This window comes from Streptomyces sp. NPDC058371 (genome assembly GCF_042723265.1).
Lineage (GTDB): Bacteria > Actinomycetota > Actinomycetes > Streptomycetales > Streptomycetaceae > Streptomyces.
In genome coordinates, this window is the sequence record NZ_JBHXJC010000003.1 from 13,137 (window position 1) to 32,356 (window position 19,220).

Below are 19,220 nucleotides of genomic sequence, written 5' to 3' on the forward strand. Positions count from 1 at the left end.
GGGGCGCGGTCCGCAGGGCTGCCGGGTGTGGAACAGAGGCGGCAGCTGAGGAGGCGGCACAGTACGGTGGATTCACTGCGGAGCGGGATGTCGGGCCTCCCACCGATGTCGCTCGCGCAGCCGAGGAGCCGGAGCCGGAAGGGCGGAGGTCGCACGTCGTGACGATGTCGTCGGTGCCGCCGATCCGCCCCAAGCCCCGCCCGGGGAACCTGCGCGAGGTCGCCGAAAAGATCGAAGAAGCGACGGGTCTGCGTGTGCAGGTTCTGGGAGGAAATCTCGTGATGTCCCCGACCCCTCGTGGCAAGCACGCGGGAGCAATCAGGTACCTGCGCCGCCAGATCGAACAGGCCCTGCCGGACGGGCTGGGAGCGTACGAGGTGTCGTCCGTGATGATGCCGGACGACCGTGACGACTACGCCACACCCGATCTGGTGGTGCTGCCTGAGTCGTGGGACATCGACGACGACTGGCTCGCCGACCCTCTGGACGTCGCGCTCGCCGTCGAGGTCATCTCTCAGTCCGAGAAATCCAAAGAGATCAGAGACAAGGCCGACTGGTACGCCGTCGCGGGGGTGGCCGTTCTGCTGGTCGTCGACCCCCGGAAAGGCACCTGGGCCCTGCACACCCATCCCGACAACGGCGCCTACCGTGACGTGCTGCCCGGCAAGTACGGAGAACCCGTACCCCTGCCCGATCCGCTCGGTCTCGAAGTCGCGACGGACGGATTCCCGGTGTACGGGCGCTGAGTTGCCGGGTGAGCCCCGGCGCCGTGGGGCCGGGGCTCACTGGTGGGGCGTCAGCTGTTCTGCGTCAGTGCCGTATGCGGGGTGAGGGTCATGGTGACGTGGTCCAGGCGTGAGATCACGCGGTACAGGTGCTTGGGGTCAGGCCCCGGTGCCGGCGTCAGGTTCCAGCGGGACAGGATCGCGGCGAGGATGACGATCATCTCGGCCCAGGCGAACGTGTTGCCGATGCACTGGCGGGCGCCCTCTCCGAACGGGAGATAGGCGCCGCGGGGGAGGTCCTTGACCGAGTGCCGCAGCCAGCGGTCCGGATCGAAGGCGAGCGGCTCGTCATAGACGGCAGGATCGCGGTGCAACGTCGAGATGCTGAACAGGACCTCGCTGCCGGCGGGCAGTTGAGTGGTGCCCAGCGTGACGTCGGCCGTGGTGCGTCGCATCAGCAGCCAGGTCGGGGCGTGCAGGCGCAGGGCTTCGGTCAGCACGCGGCCGGTGTACTCGAGCTTCGGCAGATCCTCGGCGGCGACCGGGCGACCCTGGAGTACGCGGTCCAGTTCGGCGCGTACGCGGTCCTGTACGTCCGGGTGGCGACCCAGTTCGTGCAGGACCGAGCCGACCGAACTGCCCACGGTCTCGGCACCGGCGAGCATCAGCGTGACCAGCTCGTCGCGTACCTGCAGGTCGGTCATGCCCTGTCCTGTCTCGGCATCGCGAGCGGCGAGGACAAGGGAGAGGAGGTCGTCGTGGTCGGTTCCGTCGGCGCGGTACGCGGTGATCACCTGGTCGATGACCTCACGGATCCGGTCGTGGGCGTTGTTGAAGCGCCGGTTCGCCGGAGTGGGAAGCCGATGCAGGCCATCGACCGGCAGGAGAGTCCGCCGGGTGACGCCGTCCACCACGATCGGCAGGCTCTTCTGGATCTCGTCGACCGCCTGCCGGCCGAGGTCGGTGGTGAACAGAGTGGCGGTGACGATGGCCAGCGCGAGTTCGTCGAGACTCCTCATGAGCTCGACCTTCTGTCCGGGTTTCCAGCTCTCCGCGAGTTCCTGGGCCTTTTCGTCCATCACGGTGAAGTAGTGGCTGATCTTTTGCCGGTGGAAGGCGGGCTGGAGAAGACGGCGCTGGCGGCGATGGAATGCACCGCCGGACGTCATGATGCCGTTTCCGAGGAAATGCCGGGCCTTGTCGAACAGTTGACCCTTTTCGAAACTGTCGGCCTTGGTGACGAGGATTTCGTGCAGGAGTTCGGGCCGGGTGATCACATACACGGGCAGCGGCCCGAGGTGGACCTGGACGACGGAGCCGAGTTCTCCCAGTTGGGCGAGGAACCGAATGGGATCCCGCTGAAGAGGTACGGCATGTCCGATCAGGGGGAGCCGTCCCGGGGCGGTGGGTACGACGGTGGTTGCGGTCATGCCGGCCTCACTTCGTCGAGCATGTCGACGGCGTTGTAACGGCGCGTCTCCAGGGACCAGTCGAGGTTTCCGGTCATCCAGAACCTCAGGTCGTCGAGATAGCGGTGCAGCTGCGGACTGGCGTGCGCCCGGGCGGCGGCTTCCTGTTCGAGGTACTGGCGCACCGCGTGGTCGTGCATCTGCCCCGCGCGGAGCAGCGCCTCGGGCATGTCGATGCCGTACTGCGCGGAGAGAATGGGAGGCAGGCTGTGCACGCTCCGGCTGCGGGCCACTTCCTTGGGATAGGAGAGGATGTCGTTGGCCCAGCACGCGATGTTCGTGGCCTGCTGGGCCAACGACATCACGTGGGGATTCGCGAAGTCCTCCTGCGCCAGGACGAACCCTCCCGCCACGTCGATGAGAGCCATGCAGGTGGGGACGGCGCCGCTGTGGCGACGCATGTGGAGGTATTCCACCAGTGTCGGAGCGGTCCGCCGGCTTCGGTTCGCGGCCTCCCAGCACTGGGAGAGGAAGTAGCCGGTGACCGAATGCACGAAGCGCATCCACTGCATGGGTGTCGCGTGGGCGAGGAGCCGGTCCCTGAGATCGGCCAGTGCTCCCATGAATGGATCGGCGTCGTCAGGCCCTTGGCGGGGATCCTCGATGATGCGCAGGTAGTCGACGACGGTCCGGGCGAGCAGTTCGGGATCCTCGCCCGTGGAGGACTCGTCGCAGTAGGCGTCGTCGAAGGCGAAGAGCCATAACTGCCAGTCCGCGAGCAGTTGGAGGCCGACCGGTTCGCTGCGCGGGCTGGTGCGCCCTGCTAAACGCCCGACGCGCAGCCCCGAGTACTGCGCTGTCATCGCGGAGTCGAGGATGTTCATTTGCTTGGCCCAGCCGAAGGCCTGAGCGTCGACCTCGTTCGCGTAGGGGCTGATTTCCGATGCGAACGGGTAGCTCAGGTGGGGCAGGGCGAGGGGGGCCCGCAGTTTTCCTTGCATGAGTTCTCCACACAGATCGTGGGCGAGTGGGGGGCAGGATGTGCCGTCGGCACGCCAAGTCGGGTCGTACGGGCTGCCGGTGGCTCTGTGCTGCGGGAGTGGGGAAACGGAGGCCGGAACGCCGCACGCTCCGTTGGCAGTTCCGGCTTTGCCGACCAATATCTGCGGGATCGCCATGGCGCCATCCCGGCGACTTGATGATCACACGCCTTCACGAATCGCCACAACGGATCTTCCATTAAGTAGGGGGTCAGTACACTTAAAAGTTGATAGGCGATCGGTAAAGAATCGATTCATGGCACACGTGACGGCGGCCGGGACGGGTTCGAGGTGCCCGGGCAGCCTCGTACTCATAGGCTTTTCCCAGTGTGCTCCCAGGATTTTTCTCGGATCCGGGGGAAAGGTGTCAGCTGATGAAGCGCACCCCGCGTCCCCTCGGCACCCTGCGCCCGGCCCTGCTCGCCGTGGCCCTGCTGCTGGCTGCCACCACGTCCTCGGTGGCGGCAGCGGACGACGGACCGGGCCCGCTGGGCGTGACCGTGCCTGCCGCCGCCACCGCGGGGAGCGCCCGGGTGGGCGCCCTCTTCAGCGGCGGCAGCGACAGCGGCAGCGGTGGCCTGGAGGGCGGGCACTTCTGCACGGCGTCCGTGGTGCACAGCGCGGGACGGAACCTGATCGTCAGCGCCGCGCACTGTCTGGACGGCGGCGGAACGCTCCGGTTCGTGCCCGGCTACCGGGACGGCACGGCGCCGTACGGGATCTGGGAGGTCAAGAAGACCTACGTCGCCGACGCGTGGACCACGGGCCAGGACGAGGACAGCGACGTCGCCTTCGCGGTGGTCGGCGATGTGGGCGGGAAGACCGTCGAGGACGTCGTGGGCGGGGACACGTTCGCCACCGGGCGGGCGACCGGGGCGACCGCCGTGACCGTCACCGGATACCCCAAGTCCCTTGAGGCGCCGATCACCTGCACCAACAAGCCCACCGTCCAGAGCCCCACCCAGCAGCGCATCGAGTGTCCCGCCTTCACGGGCGGGACCAGCGGCAGCCCGTGGGTGAACGGGGACGGCGAGGTCGTCGGAGTGATCGGCGGCTTCGAGCAGGGCGGGAACACCGCGGACATCTCGTACAGCGCCGTCCTGGGCGACGAGGCCGCCGCGCTCTACCGCACGGCGACCGCCGGCTCGTGAGCCCCCCCGACACCCCCTAGCTGGTGAGCCCCACGGCGAGGACGGTGACGAGCCAGCCCACGGGGATCAGCGCCAGATAGGCGAGCGGGCGGTGCAGGACGGGCTTGCCCGGGTCGACGGCGATCCCGGTCGGGGACGGCATCGGGTGCGGGAGCTTCTTGAGCTTCGTGTGGGCGTACAGGTTCCACAGGAGCGTCAGCGGAGTGAAGAGAACCAGGGACACCGGGCTCCACCAGCCGCCCGCCAGGGTCTTCGTCGTCATGTCCCGGTGGATCGCGGTGGCGCAGTTGCGGCACAGCGGGCCCTCCATCTTGGAGAACCGCATCGCGATGAGCATGCCCGTGTGCTGACGGATCGTGACGTCGCCGGCGGGCTGCGCGCCACAGGTCCGGCACCCTATGTACGGGCCCTGGCCGTGCTGGGGGACCGGGGCCTGGCCGGGCTGCCCGTACGCGGAGTTCTGGGCGCCGTACGGGTTCTGGCCGTACGACGGATCCTGGGCGTACGGGTTCTGGCCGGGGGCCGGATTCGGTGCCGCGTAGCCGGGCTGGGGAGCCGCGTACCCGGGCTGAGGGGCCGCGTAGCCGGACTGCGGAGCCGCGGCGTAACCGCCTTGCGCGGCAAAGGGGTTGCCGCCGGGCTGGTTCGGATGCTGGGGCGGGGTCGCCACGTGGGGATTCTCCTTGTACGTGTTCATCCCGCCGCGCCGGGGCCGCCGCTGCACTGACGCCGGCGGACTCCTGGGCGGCGAGGAGCGGTTGACGTGCGTAGGGCATGGATCGTAGCGACCGCCGCCGACAGGGCGGGGCGCGCCCGTCTCTCTTTGTGTGTGATCATCCCGTCGCGCAGGGTGCGCCTCTACACTGACCTCGGCGGACTCCTGGGCGGCGAGGGGCGGTTGACGGTGCGTAAGGCATGGATCGTGGCGACCGCAGCCGCCGGGACGGGGCTCGCCTTCGTGATGCTGCTCGTCGTCGGCGTCTACATGGTCGCCGGGAACCTCGCCAACGGCATCGGGGGAGGGGCGGTCGGACTCGCCAAGGGGGCCGTTCCCGCCGCGTACCAGCCGCTCGTACAGAAGTGGGGCAATCTCTGCGGTGCCATCAATCCGGCACTGCTGGCCGCTCAGCTCTACCAGGAGAGCGGCTTCAATCCGAAAGCGAAGAGCCCGGCCGCGGCCGAGGGAATAGCGCAATTCATTCCCGGGACCTGGGCCACGCACGGAGTCGACGGTGACGGCGACGGCGACCGGGACGTCTGGGACCCGAATGACGCGATTCCATCGGCCGCGTCCTACGACTGCAAGCTCGCCTCGTATGTGAAGGACGCGCCGGGAAACGTCACCGAGAACATGCTCGCCGCGTACAACGCGGGGGCTTACGCGGTCATCAAGTACGGGGGCGTTCCGCCGTACAAGGAGACCCAGAACTATGTGAAGACGATCACCACCCTGGAGAAGAGCTTCGCCCGGCCCGTGGACCGGGTCGACCCCTCGAAGCAGGCGGCCGTGGCCATCGACTACGCGCAGAAGAAGCTCGGCACGCCCTATCTCTGGGGCGGCAACGGCACCGCTGACCAGGGCGGACGGTTCGACTGCTCGGGGCTGACGAAGGCCGCGTACGACAGCGTCGGGGTCAGCCTGCCGCGGGTCGCCAACGACCAGTACAACGCCGGCGCGCACCCTTCGCGGGACGAACTCCTGCCGGGGGATCTCGTCTTCTTCTCGGACGACCTCACCGATTCCCGGGCCATCCGGCACGTCGGAATCTATGTGGGTGGCGGATACATGATCGACGCTCCGCGGACGGGGGCCGTGATCCGTTTCGACCCCGTCGACACCCCGGACTATTTCGGGGCGACCCGGGTCACCGAGGATGGCGCGAAAGCATTGCCCACCTCGGTGTGAAACCCTCTTGAACCCACCCCTGAGCTGGGGCGATGGGTCTCTCTTCGATAACGTCTGAGTGATCATTCGGTGGAGGGTGGAACGTACTGAAGGGGAGTGTGCGTTCCTGTTGATGTAGCCCGGACCGAAAAAGCGGAACGTGGTGCGACCACCACGGGGGTGGCACTGAGCGGCGCACGAACATGTGCGGTCGCGGGAAATGACGACGAAGGGGCCTCAGCGCAATGGCTGGACTCGCCGAATCCGGTTCCAACCCCGACGTCGGTCTGCTGTACGACATCAATGGCCTGGCCAAGGACGCGCCGCAGTGGTTCGACCGCGGCATGGAGTTCGTGGGTGAGTACGGGCTGCTGCTCGCCATGGTGGTGCTCGTGCTGTGGTGCTGGCGGGGCGTGCGGCAGCGGGGCGGCGAGGACGCGGCGCCGTCCGTGGCCGCGCTGGTCTGGGCGCCGCTGGCGGCCGGAATCGCCGTGCTGGTGAACGTGCCGATACGCGGCTTCGTGGAGCGGCCCCGGCCCTTCGTCGACCATCCGGGGCTCGACGTCCTGGTGTCCGGCAAGAACGACTTCTCCTTCGTCAGCGACCACGCGACGCTCACCATGGCGATGGGCGTCGGTCTCTTCGTCGCCAACCGCAAGTTCGGTCTCGCCGGAATCGGGCTCGCGCTGCTCGAAGGCTTCTGCCGGGTCTACATGGGCGTGCACTACCCGACGGACGTCATCGGCGGCTTCGCCCTCGGCACCGCGGTCGCCCTGCTGCTCTCCCCGCTCGCCATGGCGCTGCTGACGCCGGTCACCAAAGCGGTGGAGCGGTCGGCTCGGGCGGGGTGGCTGATCCGGGCCCGGGGTTCGGTCCCCGCCGAGCGGGACCTGCTGATCCCGGGCACCTCGACGGAGCTCCCGGAGGACCGGGACCTGGCGGCGTAGCCTCCGGCGCCTGCGGGACGGCTACAGCGCCTGCGGGACGGCTACAGCGCCTGCGGGACGGCTACAGCGCCTGCGGGTACGTGAAGAAGTGGTTGGGGTCGTACTGCTTCTTCAGCGCGGTCAGACGGGTCGCCGCATCGCCGTAGTACGCCTTGCGCCAGTTCGTGAGCGTGGGGTCGGTGTAGTTCTGGTACGCGGCGCCCGAGGCGTGGCCGCGCATCGCCGTGTGGGCGGAATTCAGCCAGGACTGGGCCGTCGTACCCGAGGTACCCGCCTGCCACGAGGCGATGTACTGGGCGAGCATCCGGGAACGGCGGTGGACGAAGGCCGTCGCGGTGGGCGAGACCCGGTTGACCGCCCCGCCGAGCGCGGTGAGCGCGATGCTTCCCGCGCCGCCGCGGACCCCCGACATCTGGTGCAGGAGCGTCTGGATCCCGGCGGCCGAGATCGACCGGTCGAAGAAGTCCGAGCGGGCCGCGTAGGTCTCCCGGCCGAGGGCGCCCTGCGGGGAACGGCCCGGAGTCGAGCCCGGCAGATGGCACTGGGCGTCCGTCGCGAAGGACGAGCAGCCCGCGTACACCTCCATCGAGTCCTCGTACGACCGCCTCTTCAGCGACACACTGCGCGCGGGGGCGCCGATCCGGTCGGCGAGCCGGTCCACCGCGTTCTGCAGCTCGCCGTAGGTGCCGAGGGAGAAGGCGGCGACGGAGATCGTGGGGGTACCGCCCGCCGCGTTCGCGAGATGGCACGAGGACCAGATCTCGTCCGGCTGGTCCGGGCCCCACTCCTGCCACGCCTTCACCATGGCGGCGGCCTTGGACCAGGGCCAGGACATGTACGCCGAGACGGCCTGGGGCGCGGGGTGGGTCTTGAACTGGAGCTCGGTGACGATACCGAAGTTGCCGTTGCCCGCGCCGCGCAGGGCCCAGAAGAGGTCCTTGTTCTCCGTCGCGTTCGCGGTGAGCTGCTTGCCGTCGGCGGTGATCAGCGTGGCCTGGGTGAGGCTGTCGCAGGTCAGGCCGTACGCGCGGGAGACCACGCCGTGGCCGCCGCCGAGCGTCAGACCGGAGACGCCGACGGTCGGGCAGGAGCCGGCGGGGATCGTGACGCCCTTCGCGGCGAGCGCGCGGTAGACGTCGATCAGCTTGGAGCCGGCGCCGACGACGGCCGAACCGCCGGAGGAACGGATCTTGTTCAGCTTGGAGACGTCGATGACGAGGCGGCCGTTCCCGGAGGACCAGCCGGCGTAGGAGTGGCCGCCGTTGCGGATCGCCACGTTGATGTGGTGCGCGCGGGCGTAGGAGAGCGCGGTGCGGATGTCGTCGGTGTGCGACACATAGGCGACCGCGGCGGGCTTCAGGGAGTCGAAGCGGGTGTTGTAGAGCTGGTGGGCGGCCGCCCAGGAGCGGTCGCCCGGGCGTATCAGGGCGCCGTCCAGATCCCGGCCCAGCGCGGCCCAGTTGGCGGCCGCCCGGGTGCCGGTCGTGGTGGCGGACCGCAGATCTGTCGCCGTGGACGCGGTCTCGCCGGCGCCCGGGGCGGCGGCGGTGCCGTCGCTTCCGCCGCTGCACGCGGACGTGGCCGCCGCCGCGAGTGCGGCGGTCGCCGAGCCGATGAACGTACGCCGTTGCATGTGCGCCTCCCGTTGGTTCCCGTGGAACGAGACGGGCGTCCGGGCCCGAGGGTTCCACGGGGGCGCCGACGTGACCAGCGGCGGACGTAACCGCTACAGGACCGTGATCCCGAGCATGCGGGCGCCGGTCTCGGTACGGGGGCGGTGGCTGCTGCCGGGCGCGAAGACCACGTACGTGCCGGGGCCGTGGCGCTCCGGACCCTCGACGACCTCGCCGGAGAGGACGAAGTACCGCTCCTCGGAGGCGTGGACGTCGACCTCCGGCCACTCGGTGCCGGGCGCGAAGTCGATCAGCCAGGCGCGGGCTCGGTCGGTACGGGGCAGGCGCCGCCGGAGGATGCCGGGGGCGACCTCGTCGGGCGCTATGTCGTCCATGTGCACGACGGTCGCTTCCGGAGTGCCTTCGTGCGTGCGGGAGTTCACGTGGTGGTCGGTCATGGTGCCCACTCTGGCCGGGGCGGACCGGGGTGCGCGAGAGTCTGGAATGACACCCCTGGGTATATTCCTGCCATGCCACCGCACCGGGTCGTCGCGCTGCTCAACGAACCCCAGTCGCCCTTCGAACTCGCCTGCGCGGCCGAGGTGTTCGGTGGCGTACGGCCGGATCTGCCCACGCACTACGACTTCCGGATCTGCGCGCAGCGGCCCGGCCCGCTGCGCACGACGGTGGGGCACGCGCTGGTCGCGGAGGCCGGCCTGGCCGCCCTGGAGGACGCCGACACCGTGGTGATACCGGGATGGCAGCCGCCCGGCGCGGACGTCCCGGCGCCCGTCCTGGACGCGCTGCGGGCCGCGCACCGGCGCGGGGCGCGGATCGTCTCCATCTGCACCGGGGCGTTCGTACTGGCGCGGGCCGGACTGCTCGACGGGCGGCGGGCCACCACGCACTGGCGGCGCACGGAACAGTTCGCGGCCGCGTTCCCGGCGGTCGAGGTGGACCCGGACGTGCTGTTCGTGGACCACGGGGACGTCGCCACGAGCGCCGGGACCGGCGCGGGGGTGGACCTGTGCCTGCACCTCGTACGGCGTGACCACGGCGCCTCGTACGCCGCCGCGGTGGCCCGGAGCATGGTGCTCCCGCCGCGCCGGGAGGGCAGCCAGCTCCAGTACGTGGCGCCGCCCACCGCGCCCGCGCCGGCCGACGTCTCCCTGGGGCCGGTCCTGGAGTGGGCCCTCGGGCGGCTCGACGGTGCGCTGACGGTGGACCGGCTCGCCGAGCGGGCCGGCGTCTCGGCGCGCACCCTGGCCCGCCGCTTCGCCGAGCAGCTCGGGATCAGCCCCGGCCAGTGGCTGCTGGCCCGCCGCCTCGACGCGGCACGGCTGCTCCTGGAGGAGACCGGCCTGCCGGTCGAGACCGTCGCCCTGCGGGTGGGCCTGTCCTCCGCCGTCAATCTGCGCCGACACTTCCGGACGGCCCTGGGCACGACACCGGGGGCGTACCGACGGGTGTTCGGCCGGGACGGGGCGGACGGGGTCCGAGCGGCCGGGTGAACGAGCCTGCGGCGGCTCGGAACTAGGCGAACGGGCCGGCGGTGTGGGTTGTTGCGTCCGTGCGGGCCAGGCTGCGGGCCCGTCTGGCCGGGCCCCGCCAGCCGCAGGTACAGCGGGCCAGACAGAAGCGGCCCTGCTCGGTCGTCGTCGTGCGGTGTTCCTGGGGAGGGTTCGCCTCGTCCTGCTGCGCCACCCTGACAACGTTACCCAGCCCAAGTGAACGCCCGGTGTGCGCGTGACGGGGACTTCCAGCCGTCGTTAAGCGGCAGGGGGCCCGTGGACGGACGGACCGGCTTGGGGGTAGGCAGGCGATGGTGGAGCGCGAGCACAGGCGTACCGGGCCGACGGTCGTCGCCGTCGTCACCGCGCTGGGGGTCATGGTCGGCGGCACGGGGTGTGCGGGCGGCGGGGCCGCGGCCGAGGACGGGCGGACCGGCGCCGACTCGATCGAGGTGGTGCGCCAGTCCGCCGCCGCATTGCAGCGGGCGGGCAGTTCCAAGGCCCGTACGTCCATGGAGATGGCCACCGGCGGCACCCGGGTCACCATCCGCGGCGAGGGCGTGTACGACTACGAGGAGCGCCTCGGGCAGCTGAAGGTGATGCTCCCTCAGGACCCGGCCGGCGCCGCCGAGCACCGGCCCATCACCGAACTCCTCGCCCCGGACGCCCTGTTCATGAAGAACCGCGGCGCCGGTGTGCCCGCCGACAAGTGGGTGCGCGTCGAGACGGCGACGCTCTCCGACGGGAACCTCGTCACGGGCGGCGCCACCGACCCGTTCACGGCGGCCGAGTTGCTGCGCGGCACGCGCACCGCGGCATACGTCGGCAGGACCGAGGTGGCCGGGACTGCGGTACGGCACTATCGAGGCACCGCCGACCTGGACCTCGCCGCGCGGCGGGCCTCGGCCGGCCACCGGGACGCGTTGAAGGCGGCGGCCGAGGGGTTCGCCACCGCCGACGTCCCGTTCGACGTCTACCTCGACGACCAGGGGCGGATCCGCAAGGTCCGGCACCGGTTCAGCTTTGTCAACGGACAGCGGAAAGGTACCGTCGCGGTCGCCTCGACGACCCTGCTGTACGACTTCGGGGCACCCGTCGACGTACGGCTTCCGGGGGCCGCGGACATCTTCGCCGGCAAGATCGCCGAGCCGTAGAGCCACGGTCGAGGGGGCGGGAGCGGCCGGAATGTGCGGGGCCGGAAATGGTCCGTTGGTGCCATGCGCGTCGTGCAGGGCGCTCCCTACTCTAGGAAGTCGGTGACGGCAGGAAGAGGTGATGCACGTGGCTCCGCTCGGCGGTACGGCAGTCCAGGACCACGTGGCGCTCGCCGAGATCGAGCTGTGCGGGGACCTGATCATCGCCGCGTCGGCCGCCGGCGAGGACCGGCTCAGCCTGGAGAGCATCGACGAGGTGCTGAAGGTGGCCGAGGAGCGCGGGCGGGAGCGGGACGCGCACGCGTAGTCCGGTGCCCTCGACTCCGGTTCGGTCCGGTGATCCGCGTCGGGTGCCCGGCCGGCTGGGGTTCGCCTCGGTCCGGTGTCCGGACCGTCAGGTGCGGAGCAGGCGGCCGATCGCCTTCGTGGCTTCTTCGACCTTCGCGTCGATCTCCTCGCCGCCCTTGACGGCCGCGTCCGCCACGCAGTGGCGCAGGTGCTCCTCCAGGAGCTGGAGCGCGAAGGACTGCAGGGCCTTGGTGGAGGCGGAGACCTGCGTGAGTATGTCGATGCAGTACACGTCCTCGTCGACCATGCGCTGCAGACCGCGGATCTGGCCCTCGATACGACGCAGCCGCTTGAGGTGCTCGTCCTTCTGGTGGTGATACCCGTGCACGCCGCGGTCGTGGTCCGTCACGATCTCCTGCGGCTGGCCGGAGGGCGCCGTCGCGCCGGCCTCGGTGGTCGTCATCGCGTCCTCCTGCTGATCCGGTCGGCGAACCTGTCGGGTTCGCCGGTTACATATACCCCTGGTGGGTATATGGTATCGAATTTCGCTGGGTATAGGGCCCTTGCCCGTTGCTGGGGCCCGACCCTGTGCTGAGCACTGTGCCTGATGGGCGACACTGGGAGACGGCCGGTTAGCCGTGGCCGGATGATGCGCCTAGCATCAGCCTGACCGAACCAAAAGGACCCCGAGGACCCCACGTGCGCTTTCGTCTGACCCCCAGGGAGACGAGCTTCTACGACATGTTCGCCGCATCCGCGGACAACATCGTCACGGGCTCGAAGCTCCTCATGGAACTGCTCGGGGCGGACACCGCCGGCCGGGCCGAGATCGCAGAGCGTATGCGGGCCGCGGAACACGCCGGCGACGACGCCACGCATGCGATCTTCCACCAGCTGAACTCCTCGTTCATCACGCCGTTCGACCGCGAGGACATCTACAACCTCGCCTCGTGCCTCGACGACATCATGGACTTCATGGAGGAGGCCGTCGACCTGGTCGTGCTGTACCAGGTCGAGGAGCTTCCCAAGGGAGTGGAACAGCAGATCGAGGTGCTGGCCAGGGCGGCGGAACTGACCGCCGAGGCCATGCCGAACCTGCGGACCATGGACAACCTGACCGAGTACTGGATCGAGGTCAACCGCCTCGAGAACCAGGCCGACCAGATCCACCGCAAGCTGCTGGCCCAGCTCTTCAACGGCAAGTACGAAGCCATCGAGGTGCTGAAGCTCAAGCAGATCGTGGATGTGCTGGAGGAGGCGGCGGACGCGTTCGAGCACGTGGCGAACACGGTGGAGACCATCTCCGTCAAGGAGTCCTGACCCCTTCATGGACACCTTCGCTTTGATCGTGACCATCGCGGTCGCGCTCGGATTCACGTACACGAACGGCTTTCACGACTCGGCGAACGCCATCGCGACCTCGGTGTCCACGCGGGCGCTGACCCCGCGGGCCGCGCTCGCCATGGCGGCCGTGATGAACCTCGCGGGTGCCTTTCTCGGCAGTGGCGTCGCTCACACCGTCAGCAAGGGTCTGATCCAGACACCCGAGGGTTCCAAGGGAATGGGGATCCTCTTCGCGGCGCTGATCGGTGCCATCGTCTGGAACCTCGTCACCTGGTACTTCGGTCTGCCGTCGTCCTCCTCCCACGCGCTGTTCGGCGGCATGGTGGGCGCGGCGCTCGCGGGCGGCACCACCGTCTACTGGTCCGGTGTCCTCGACAAGGTCGTCATCCCGATGTTCATCTCGCCGGTGGTCGGTCTGATCGTCGGCTATCTGGTGATGTGCGCGATCATGTGGCTCTTCCGGAAGTCGAATCCGCACAAGGCCAAGCGGGGGTTCCGGATCGCGCAGACGGTGTCGGCGGCCGGGATGGCGCTCGGGCACGGTCTGCAGGACGCGCAGAAGACGATGGGCATTGTGGTGATGGCGCTGGTCATCGGGGATGTCCAGGGCTCGGACGACCCCATTCCGGTGTGGGTGAAGATCGCCTGTGCGCTGATGCTGTCGCTGGGCACGTATGCCGGTGGATGGCGGATCATGCGGACGCTGGGGCGCAAGATCATCGAGCTGGATCCGCCGCAGGGCTTCGCCGCGGAGACGACGGGGGCGTCGATCATGTTCGCCACCGCGTTTCTGTTCAAGGCGCCCATCTCCACTACGCACGTGATCACTTCCGCGATCATGGGCGTGGGGGCCACGAAGCGGGTGAACGCGGTGCGGTGGGGTGTTGCCAAGAACATCATCCTGGGGTGGTTCATCACGATGCCCGCGGCCGGGATTGTGGCTGCCGTCAGCTTCTGGATCGTGAACGTGGCGATTCTGTAGGGCGGCGGGTTTTCGCCCCCTCCGCCCCTGCCCGACCCGATTCTGGGGGCTGCGCCCCCAGGGCCCCCATCGCCCTGACGCGCTTGTCCTCAAGCGCCGGGCGGGCTGAAACGAGGGCTTCGTGCTCGTCCTCGAGCGCCGGACGGGCTGAAATGCAGCTGGGCCCGCCCCCGTAGTCGGGGGCGGGCCCTTTTTCCTCGCGGTGGCACCGCCATGCAGCACCGCGAGGAGTATGGGGAGGCGGTGGGCTCAGCCGAAGCGGCCCGAGATGTAGTCCTCTGTCGCCTGGACCGACGGGTTGGAGAAGATGCGCTCCGTGTCGTCGATCTCGATGAGCTTGCCGGGGCGGCCGACCGCGGAGAGGTTGAAGAAGGCGGTGCGGTCGGAGACACGGGCGGCCTGCTGCATGTTGTGCGTCACGATGACGATCGTGAAGCGCTCCTTGAGCTCCCCGATCAGGTCCTCGATCGCGAGGGTGGAGATCGGGTCGAGGGCCGAGCAGGGCTCGTCCATGAGGAGGACCTGGGGCTCGACCGCGATGGCGCGGGCGATGCACAGGCGCTGCTGCTGACCGCCGGACAGGCCCGAGCCGGGCTTGTTCAGCCGGTCCTTGACCTCGTTCCAGAGGTTCGCGCCCTTCAGGGACTTCTCGACCACGTCGTTCAGCTCGGACTTCTTGTACGAGCCGTTCAGGCGCAGGCCCGCCGCCACGTTGTCGAAGATCGACATGGTGGGGAAGGGGTTCGGGCGCTGGAAGACCATGCCGACCGTGCGGCGTACGGCGACGGGGTCGATGCCCTGGCCGTAGAGGTCCTCGTCGTCCAGGAGGACCTTGCCCTCGACGCGACCGCCGGGGGTGACCTCGTGCATCCGGTTCAGGGTGCGCAGGAACGTGGACTTGCCGCAACCGGAGGGGCCGATGAAGGCCGTCACCGAGCGGGGCTCGACGGTCATGGAGATGTCTTCGATCGCCTTGTGGGCGCTGTAGTAGGCGGTCAGCCCGCTTACGTCGATTCGCTTGGCCATGTCACTCACTGCTTCTTTCAAGGGGTTCGGGTCGCTGAGTGGCCGCTTCAGCGGCCCGTCCTCGGGGCCTTCCAGCGGGCGATGCCGCGGGCCGCCAGGTTCAGGATCATGACGAAGGCGATGAGGGCGAGTGCCGCCGCCCAGGCCCGGTCGTAGGCGGCGCCGGAGCCAGCGCTGTTCGCGTACTGCTGGTAGATGTACAGCGGCAGCGAGGCCTGTGGATCCTTGAACGGGTTGGTGTTGATGAACCCGGTACCCCACACCAGCAGGAGTACCGGAGCGGTCTCACCCGTGATGCGCGCGACCGCGAGCATCACGCCCGTGGTGATGCCGCCGATGGAGGTCGGCAGGACCACCTTCACAATCGTGCGCCACTTCGGGACACCCAGCGCGAGGGAGGCCTCGCGCAGCTCGTTCGGTACGAGCTTGAGCATCTCCTCCGTGGAGCGGACCACCACGGGCATCATCAGGATCGACAGGGCCAGCGAACCGGCGAAGCCGGAGTAGCCCATGTCCAGGATCAGGATCCAGAAGCTGAGGACGAACAGGCCGGCGACGATCGACGGGATGCCCGTCATGACGTCGACGAAGAAGGTGACGGCCTTGGCGAGCCTGCCCCGGCCGTACTCGACCAGGTAGATCGCGGTCAGGACACCCACCGGCACGGCGATCACGGTGGCGATGCCGACCTGCTCCAGCGTGCCGATGATCGCGTGGTAGATACCGCCGCCGGGCTCGGTGTCGGCGACCACGCCCATCGAGTGGGTCAGGAAGTAGACGTCGAAGACCTTCACGCCGCGCTTCGCGGTCTCCCAGATCAGGGAGGCCAGCGGGACGATGGCGATGAGGAAGCAGACCCAGACGAGGCTGGTCGCGATCCGGTCCTTGGCCTGCCGGCGGCCCTCGACGCGCGCCGCGATGACGTACGTACCGAAGACGAAGAGAAGCGCGGCGATCAGGCCCCACTGGACGTGGCTGTCGAGGCCGCCGGCCAGGCCGATCCCCACGGCGAGGACCACGGAGCCCACGGCGATCGCCCACGGCCCCCACTTGGGCAGGCGCGCGCCCTGCAGGGCGCTGGGGCGCTTTTCGGTGACGGCTGCGTGGCTCATGCGTTGGCCCCCGAGTACTCCTTGCGGCGGTTGATGATGATCCGCGCCGCGCCGTTGACCAGCAGCGTGATGACGAACAGGACGAGACCGGAGGCGATCAGCGCGTCCTGGCCCAGCTCGGTGGCCTCGCTGAACTTGCTCGCGATGTTCTGGGCGAAGGTGCCGCCGCCCGGGTCGAGCAGGCTCGCGTTGATGTCGAAGGTCGGGGAGAGGACCGTGGCGACTGCCATCGTCTCGCCGAGCGCGCGGCCGAGGCCGAGCATCGAGGCGGAGATCACACCGGAGCGGCCGAAGGGCAGCACCGACATGCGGATGACCTCCCAGCGCGTGGCGCCGAGGGCGAGGGCCGCCTCCTCCTGCGTCTGCGGGACCTGGCGGAAGACCTCGCGGCTCACGTTGGTGATGATCGGGAGGATCATGATCGCGAGCAGGATGCCGACGGTGAGCATCGAGCGCGGGGCGCCGCCCTGCCACTCGAAGATGCCGGTCCAGCCGAAGTAGTGGTCGAGCCAGCCGAAGAGGCCGTTCATGTGCGGCACGAGGACGAGGGCGCCCCAGAGGCCGTACACGATGGACGGCACGGCGGCCAGCAGGTCGATCACGTACGCGATGGGCCCGCCGAGCTTGCGCGGAGCGTAGTGCGTGATGAACAGGGCGATGCCGACCGCGACCGGGACCGCGAGGGCCATGGCGATGATCGCCGAGACGACCGTGCCGAAGGCCAGCACCGCGATGCCGAAAACCGGCGGGTCGACGGTGGTGGTCCACTCGAAGGTGGTGAGGAAGTTGCCGTGGTCCTTGCTGATCGCGATGGTCGCGCGATAGGTGAGGAAGACCGCGATGGCGGCCATGATCACCAGCAGGAAGATGCCGGAACCGCGGGAGAGACCGAGGAAGATCCGGTCTCCGGGGCGGGTGGCGCCACGGCTCGCGCGCTTCTGCTGGTCGGCGGAAGGCGCTGGTGCGGGGGGAGGTGCTTCAGGGTTCTGTGTCGATATGTCCATCAGGAGTCTCCGGTCTGCGGAGCCGTGGTGGGTGGCGGCTCCAGGCGGCGGTGCACCGGACGGTGCGGCCCGCCTCGGCGAGGCGGACCGCACGCTCAGGTCAGCTCAGGCCCGAGATGGTCTCGCGGACCTTCGTGATGATCTCGTCGGGGATCGGCGCGTACTTCGCCGTGGCCAGCTGCTGCTGACCGTCCTCGCTCGCGATGTAGGTGAGGAAGGACTTGGTGGCGGCCAGGGTGTCGGCCTTGTTGCCCTTCTCGCAGACGATCTCGTAGGTGACCAGGGTGAGCGGGTAGGCGCCCTCCTCGGTCGGCTTGTAGTTCAGCTCCAGCGACAGGTCCTTGCCGGTGCCGGCGACCTTGGCGGTGGCGATCGCCTTGGTGGCGTTCTCCACGGTGGCCTTGACCGGCGTGGCGGCCTCGGTCTTCAGGTCGACGGTGTTGACGCCGTCGCCGGCGTAGGAGAGCTCGAAGTACGAGATCGCGCCGGTGGTCTGCTTGACCTGCTGCGCCAGACCGGAGGAGCCCTGGGCGGACTGGCCGCCGGAGGCCTGCCAGGCCTTGCCGCCCGAGTACTTCCAGTCGGACGGGGCGACGGCCTTCAGGTACTTGGTGAAGTTGTCCGTGGTGCCGGAGTCGTCCGAGCGGTGGAACGTCTGGATCTTGGTGCTGGGGAGCTTGGCGCCCGTGTTCAGCTTCTTGATCGCCGCGTCGTCCCAGGTCTTGATCTTGCCGTCGAAGATCTTGGCGATCGTCGAGGCGTCCAGGGTCAGGCTGTCCACGCCCGGCAGGTTGTAGCCGATCGCGATCGGGCCGCCGACCATGGGCAGGTCGATCGCCTTGTTGCCGCCGCAGGCCTTCTCGGCAGCGGTGACCTCTTCGGGCTTCAGCGGCGAGTCCGAGCCGGCGAACGCGGTCTGGCCCTGGGTGAACGCCGTGACACCGGCGCCGGAACCCGTCGGGTTGTAGTTGATCTGCACGCCCTTGCAGGAGGCGGAGTACGCCTTGATCCAGGCGTCGATCGCGTTCTTCTGCGCGGAGGACCCGGAGGCCTGCAGCTGCCCCTTGGCGTTGTCGCACTTGATGGCGCTGTTGGCCGGGGCCGAGCTGGAGCCACCGTTGCTGTTGCCGGTGTCGTCCGAGCCGCACGCCGTGAGGGCCAGGGCGCCGGAGACGGCGACCGCGCCGAGCGAGAGGGCGCGAAGCCGGTTCGTGCGCTGAAGCTTCACTTTCGGGAGTTCCTTCCAGGAGCCGCCGTCGGGGGGCGGCGTGCGAAGTCGGTGTCGTGTCGTGCGGGCGCCACGTCCGTGAAGCGGCCCGCACCGCGTAAGGCCGAAATTAGGCAGAACAGGTGAAGGCGCCGATGGACGAAGGTGAACGGGGGGTGAACCCCTGCGGACGGTGCGGTGAGGTCACGGAACGCTCACGTCGAGGACACGGGTCGGTTTCCGACAACTCGGATCACACGGGCAACTCTAGGCAACCGGGCGTAATCGCTCAGGTTTCCACGCGAGGGGGCAAGAGCCGTATGCGGCCGGGGGTCGCCGTACGGGGTGGACGAGGCGCTCTAGGCGAGGTGCAGGGCGCTGAGCAGGGCGCCGACCAGATCCCGGTCCCTGGGCTGGGTGAGGCGGTGCCGGGCCGCCGAGGGGGTGAGCCACAGCACGCGGTCCACCTCGCGGTTCGGCGTGAAGTGACCCTGCGTGGCCTCGGCGGCCCAGTAGCGGACCTCCTTCGGGCGGCCGCCGGTGACATAGCCGAGGGTGGGCAGGACGGCACCGGGCGTGGCCGCGTACCCCGTCTCCTCCCCGACCTCGCGCAGCGCGCCGGTCAGGGCGTCCTCGCCGGGCTTGAGCTTGCCTTTGGGATGGGACCAATCGTCATATTTAGGGCGATGGACCAGACAGATCTCCAGCTCCCCGTGGACGGGGGAGCGGCGCCACAGGACGCAGCCGGCGGCCAGGATCGTGGTCTCGTCGGTCATGAGACGCCTCCCTCCATGTGTGGCCGGATCTCGCGGTGGGGCGCCT

The 19,220-nt window shown here is 69.2% G+C and carries 21 protein-coding genes; 9 read left to right on the plus strand and 12 right to left on the minus strand.

The annotated features are described in order from the left end of the window. Nucleotides 1-164: 164 nt before the first annotated feature. Nucleotides 165-746, plus strand: coding sequence for a Uma2 family endonuclease (locus tag ACFWM2_RS11595; RefSeq protein WP_383278268.1), 582 nt, complete (start codon nucleotides 165-167; stop codon nucleotides 744-746). Between the two features lie 50 nt (nucleotides 747-796). Here ACFWM2_RS11595 and ACFWM2_RS11600 read toward each other — a convergent pair whose 3' ends face one another. Next, nucleotides 797-2,155 carry a cytochrome P450 gene (locus tag ACFWM2_RS11600; RefSeq protein ID WP_383276580.1) on the minus strand — a complete coding sequence of 453 codons (1,359 nt, stop codon included), beginning with the start codon at nucleotides 2,153-2,155 and terminating at the stop codon, nucleotides 797-799. Beyond that, nucleotides 2,152-3,135, minus strand: coding sequence for a hypothetical protein (locus tag ACFWM2_RS11605; RefSeq protein WP_383276583.1), 984 nt, complete (start codon nucleotides 3,133-3,135; stop codon nucleotides 2,152-2,154). The genes ACFWM2_RS11600 and ACFWM2_RS11605 overlap by 4 nt, the downstream gene beginning before the upstream one ends. Before the next feature lie 413 nt (nucleotides 3,136-3,548). Here ACFWM2_RS11605 and ACFWM2_RS11610 point away from each other — a divergent pair, with 413 nt between their 5' ends. Beyond that, complete coding sequence (locus ACFWM2_RS11610; RefSeq protein ID WP_383276586.1) at nucleotides 3,549-4,325, plus strand: trypsin-like serine peptidase; 777 nt, start codon at nucleotides 3,549-3,551, stop codon at nucleotides 4,323-4,325. A gap of 16 nt (nucleotides 4,326-4,341) precedes the next feature. Here ACFWM2_RS11610 and ACFWM2_RS11615 read toward each other — a convergent pair whose 3' ends face one another. Further along, nucleotides 4,342-4,995: a hypothetical protein gene (locus tag ACFWM2_RS11615; RefSeq protein WP_383276589.1), complete on the minus strand. Its 654-nt coding sequence runs from the start codon at nucleotides 4,993-4,995 to the stop codon at nucleotides 4,342-4,344. A 228-nt stretch (nucleotides 4,996-5,223) separates the two neighbouring features. On the opposite strand from ACFWM2_RS11615, the gene ACFWM2_RS11620 reads away from it, so the two are divergent. Then, nucleotides 5,224-6,231 (plus strand): NlpC/P60 family protein, encoded by a 1,008-nt coding sequence (locus ACFWM2_RS11620; RefSeq protein ID WP_383278271.1) that lies wholly within the window; start codon nucleotides 5,224-5,226, stop codon nucleotides 6,229-6,231. Nucleotides 6,232-6,455: 224 nt separating this feature from the next. Beyond that, on the plus strand, nucleotides 6,456-7,157 hold the full coding sequence (locus ACFWM2_RS11625; RefSeq protein WP_383276592.1) for a phosphatase PAP2 family protein: 702 nt from the start codon (nucleotides 6,456-6,458) through the stop codon (nucleotides 7,155-7,157). 61 nt (nucleotides 7,158-7,218) lie between these two features. Here the strand turns inward: ACFWM2_RS11625 and ACFWM2_RS11630 are convergent, their stop codons facing one another. Both ACFWM2_RS11630 and ACFWM2_RS11635 read right to left on the minus strand, forming a co-directional pair. Beyond that, nucleotides 7,219-8,790 carry an FAD-binding oxidoreductase gene (locus ACFWM2_RS11630; protein WP_383276595.1) on the minus strand — a complete coding sequence of 524 codons (1,572 nt, stop codon included), beginning with the start codon at nucleotides 8,788-8,790 and terminating at the stop codon, nucleotides 7,219-7,221. 93 nt (nucleotides 8,791-8,883) lie between these two features. Then, on the minus strand, nucleotides 8,884-9,228 hold the full coding sequence (locus ACFWM2_RS11635; RefSeq protein WP_383276598.1) for a cupin domain-containing protein: 345 nt from the start codon (nucleotides 9,226-9,228) through the stop codon (nucleotides 8,884-8,886). Nucleotides 9,229-9,300: 72 nt separating this feature from the next. On the opposite strand from ACFWM2_RS11635, the gene ACFWM2_RS11640 reads away from it, so the two are divergent. Continuing rightward, nucleotides 9,301-10,281, plus strand: coding sequence for a GlxA family transcriptional regulator (locus ACFWM2_RS11640; protein WP_383276601.1), 981 nt, complete (start codon nucleotides 9,301-9,303; stop codon nucleotides 10,279-10,281). 22 nt (nucleotides 10,282-10,303) lie between these two features. Here the strand turns inward: ACFWM2_RS11640 and ACFWM2_RS11645 are convergent, their stop codons facing one another. Next, nucleotides 10,304-10,474 carry a hypothetical protein gene (locus tag ACFWM2_RS11645; RefSeq protein WP_383276604.1) on the minus strand — a complete coding sequence of 57 codons (171 nt, stop codon included), beginning with the start codon at nucleotides 10,472-10,474 and terminating at the stop codon, nucleotides 10,304-10,306. A gap of 118 nt (nucleotides 10,475-10,592) precedes the next feature. Between ACFWM2_RS11645 and ACFWM2_RS11650 the strand changes: the two genes are divergently transcribed. Both ACFWM2_RS11650 and ACFWM2_RS11655 read left to right on the plus strand, forming a co-directional pair. Further along, the gene (locus tag ACFWM2_RS11650; RefSeq protein ID WP_383276607.1) at nucleotides 10,593-11,435 is read left to right on the plus strand and encodes a hypothetical protein; all 843 of its coding nucleotides are present in this window, start codon (nucleotides 10,593-10,595) and stop codon (nucleotides 11,433-11,435) included. A 121-nt stretch (nucleotides 11,436-11,556) separates the two neighbouring features. After that, nucleotides 11,557-11,742: a hypothetical protein gene (locus ACFWM2_RS11655; protein ID WP_383276610.1), complete on the plus strand. Its 186-nt coding sequence runs from the start codon at nucleotides 11,557-11,559 to the stop codon at nucleotides 11,740-11,742. Between the two features lie 87 nt (nucleotides 11,743-11,829). Here ACFWM2_RS11655 and ACFWM2_RS11660 read toward each other — a convergent pair whose 3' ends face one another. Further along, the gene (locus ACFWM2_RS11660; protein ID WP_383276613.1) at nucleotides 11,830-12,186 is read right to left on the minus strand and encodes a metal-sensitive transcriptional regulator; all 357 of its coding nucleotides are present in this window, start codon (nucleotides 12,184-12,186) and stop codon (nucleotides 11,830-11,832) included. Nucleotides 12,187-12,422: 236 nt separating this feature from the next. Between ACFWM2_RS11660 and ACFWM2_RS11665 the strand changes: the two genes are divergently transcribed. After that, nucleotides 12,423-13,043: a DUF47 domain-containing protein gene (locus ACFWM2_RS11665; protein ID WP_383276616.1), complete on the plus strand. Its 621-nt coding sequence runs from the start codon at nucleotides 12,423-12,425 to the stop codon at nucleotides 13,041-13,043. 7 nt (nucleotides 13,044-13,050) lie between these two features. After that, entirely contained in the window at nucleotides 13,051-14,049 is a 999-nt protein-coding gene (locus ACFWM2_RS11670; protein ID WP_383276619.1) for an anion permease, read from the plus strand. Nucleotides 14,050-14,298: 249 nt separating this feature from the next. Here ACFWM2_RS11670 and pstB read toward each other — a convergent pair whose 3' ends face one another. The 5 genes from pstB to ACFWM2_RS11695 all read right to left on the minus strand — a co-directional run bounded on the left by pstB (nucleotide 14,299) and on the right by ACFWM2_RS11695 (nucleotide 19,174). Beyond that, a complete protein-coding gene (gene pstB / locus ACFWM2_RS11675) occupies nucleotides 14,299-15,075 on the minus strand; it encodes a phosphate ABC transporter ATP-binding protein PstB (protein ID WP_383276622.1) in 777 nt (258 codons plus the stop codon). A gap of 47 nt (nucleotides 15,076-15,122) precedes the next feature. Then, nucleotides 15,123-16,187 carry a phosphate ABC transporter permease PstA gene (gene pstA, locus ACFWM2_RS11680; protein WP_383276625.1) on the minus strand — a complete coding sequence of 355 codons (1,065 nt, stop codon included), beginning with the start codon at nucleotides 16,185-16,187 and terminating at the stop codon, nucleotides 15,123-15,125. Further along, complete coding sequence (gene pstC / locus ACFWM2_RS11685) at nucleotides 16,184-17,191, minus strand: phosphate ABC transporter permease subunit PstC (RefSeq protein ID WP_383276628.1); 1,008 nt, start codon at nucleotides 17,189-17,191, stop codon at nucleotides 16,184-16,186. Before pstC ends, pstA begins: the two co-directional genes overlap by 4 nt. A 100-nt stretch (nucleotides 17,192-17,291) precedes the next feature. Further along, nucleotides 17,292-18,419, minus strand: coding sequence for a phosphate ABC transporter substrate-binding protein PstS (pstS, locus tag ACFWM2_RS11690; RefSeq protein ID WP_383276631.1), 1,128 nt, complete (start codon nucleotides 18,417-18,419; stop codon nucleotides 17,292-17,294). A 338-nt stretch (nucleotides 18,420-18,757) separates the two neighbouring features. Further along, nucleotides 18,758-19,174, minus strand: a complete 417-nt coding sequence (locus tag ACFWM2_RS11695) for an NUDIX hydrolase (RefSeq protein ID WP_383276634.1) — start codon at nucleotides 19,172-19,174, stop codon at nucleotides 18,758-18,760. Between the last annotated feature and the right edge of the window lie 46 nt (nucleotides 19,175-19,220).

Coding starts and splice junctions, on each gene's coding strand:
- ACFWM2_RS11600 (WP_383276580.1), bottom strand. CDS start 2,155: ATGACCGCAACCACCGTCGTACCCACCGCCCCGGGACGGCTCCCCCTG.
- ACFWM2_RS11660 (WP_383276613.1), bottom strand. CDS start 12,186: ATGACGACCACCGAGGCCGGCGCGACGGCGCCCTCCGGCCAGCCGCAG.
- ACFWM2_RS11625 (WP_383276592.1), top strand. CDS start 6,456: ATGGCTGGACTCGCCGAATCCGGTTCCAACCCCGACGTCGGTCTGCTG.
- ACFWM2_RS11595 (WP_383278268.1), top strand. CDS start 165: ATGTCGTCGGTGCCGCCGATCCGCCCCAAGCCCCGCCCGGGGAACCTG.
- ACFWM2_RS11650 (WP_383276607.1), top strand. CDS start 10,593: ATGGTGGAGCGCGAGCACAGGCGTACCGGGCCGACGGTCGTCGCCGTC.
- ACFWM2_RS11635 (WP_383276598.1), bottom strand. CDS start 9,228: ATGACCGACCACCACGTGAACTCCCGCACGCACGAAGGCACTCCGGAA.
- pstA (WP_383276625.1), bottom strand. CDS start 16,187: ATGAGCCACGCAGCCGTCACCGAAAAGCGCCCCAGCGCCCTGCAGGGC.
- pstB (WP_383276622.1), bottom strand. CDS start 15,075: ATGGCCAAGCGAATCGACGTAAGCGGGCTGACCGCCTACTACAGCGCC.
- ACFWM2_RS11640 (WP_383276601.1), top strand. CDS start 9,301: ATGCCACCGCACCGGGTCGTCGCGCTGCTCAACGAACCCCAGTCGCCC.
- ACFWM2_RS11610 (WP_383276586.1), top strand. CDS start 3,549: ATGAAGCGCACCCCGCGTCCCCTCGGCACCCTGCGCCCGGCCCTGCTC.
- ACFWM2_RS11655 (WP_383276610.1), top strand. CDS start 11,557: ATGCACGTGGCTCCGCTCGGCGGTACGGCAGTCCAGGACCACGTGGCG.
- pstC (WP_383276628.1), bottom strand. CDS start 17,191: ATGGACATATCGACACAGAACCCTGAAGCACCTCCCCCCGCACCAGCG.
- ACFWM2_RS11605 (WP_383276583.1), bottom strand. CDS start 3,135: ATGCAAGGAAAACTGCGGGCCCCCCTCGCCCTGCCCCACCTGAGCTAC.
- ACFWM2_RS11695 (WP_383276634.1), bottom strand. CDS start 19,174: ATGACCGACGAGACCACGATCCTGGCCGCCGGCTGCGTCCTGTGGCGC.
- ACFWM2_RS11670 (WP_383276619.1), top strand. CDS start 13,051: ATGGACACCTTCGCTTTGATCGTGACCATCGCGGTCGCGCTCGGATTC.
- ACFWM2_RS11630 (WP_383276595.1), bottom strand. CDS start 8,790: ATGCAACGGCGTACGTTCATCGGCTCGGCGACCGCCGCACTCGCGGCG.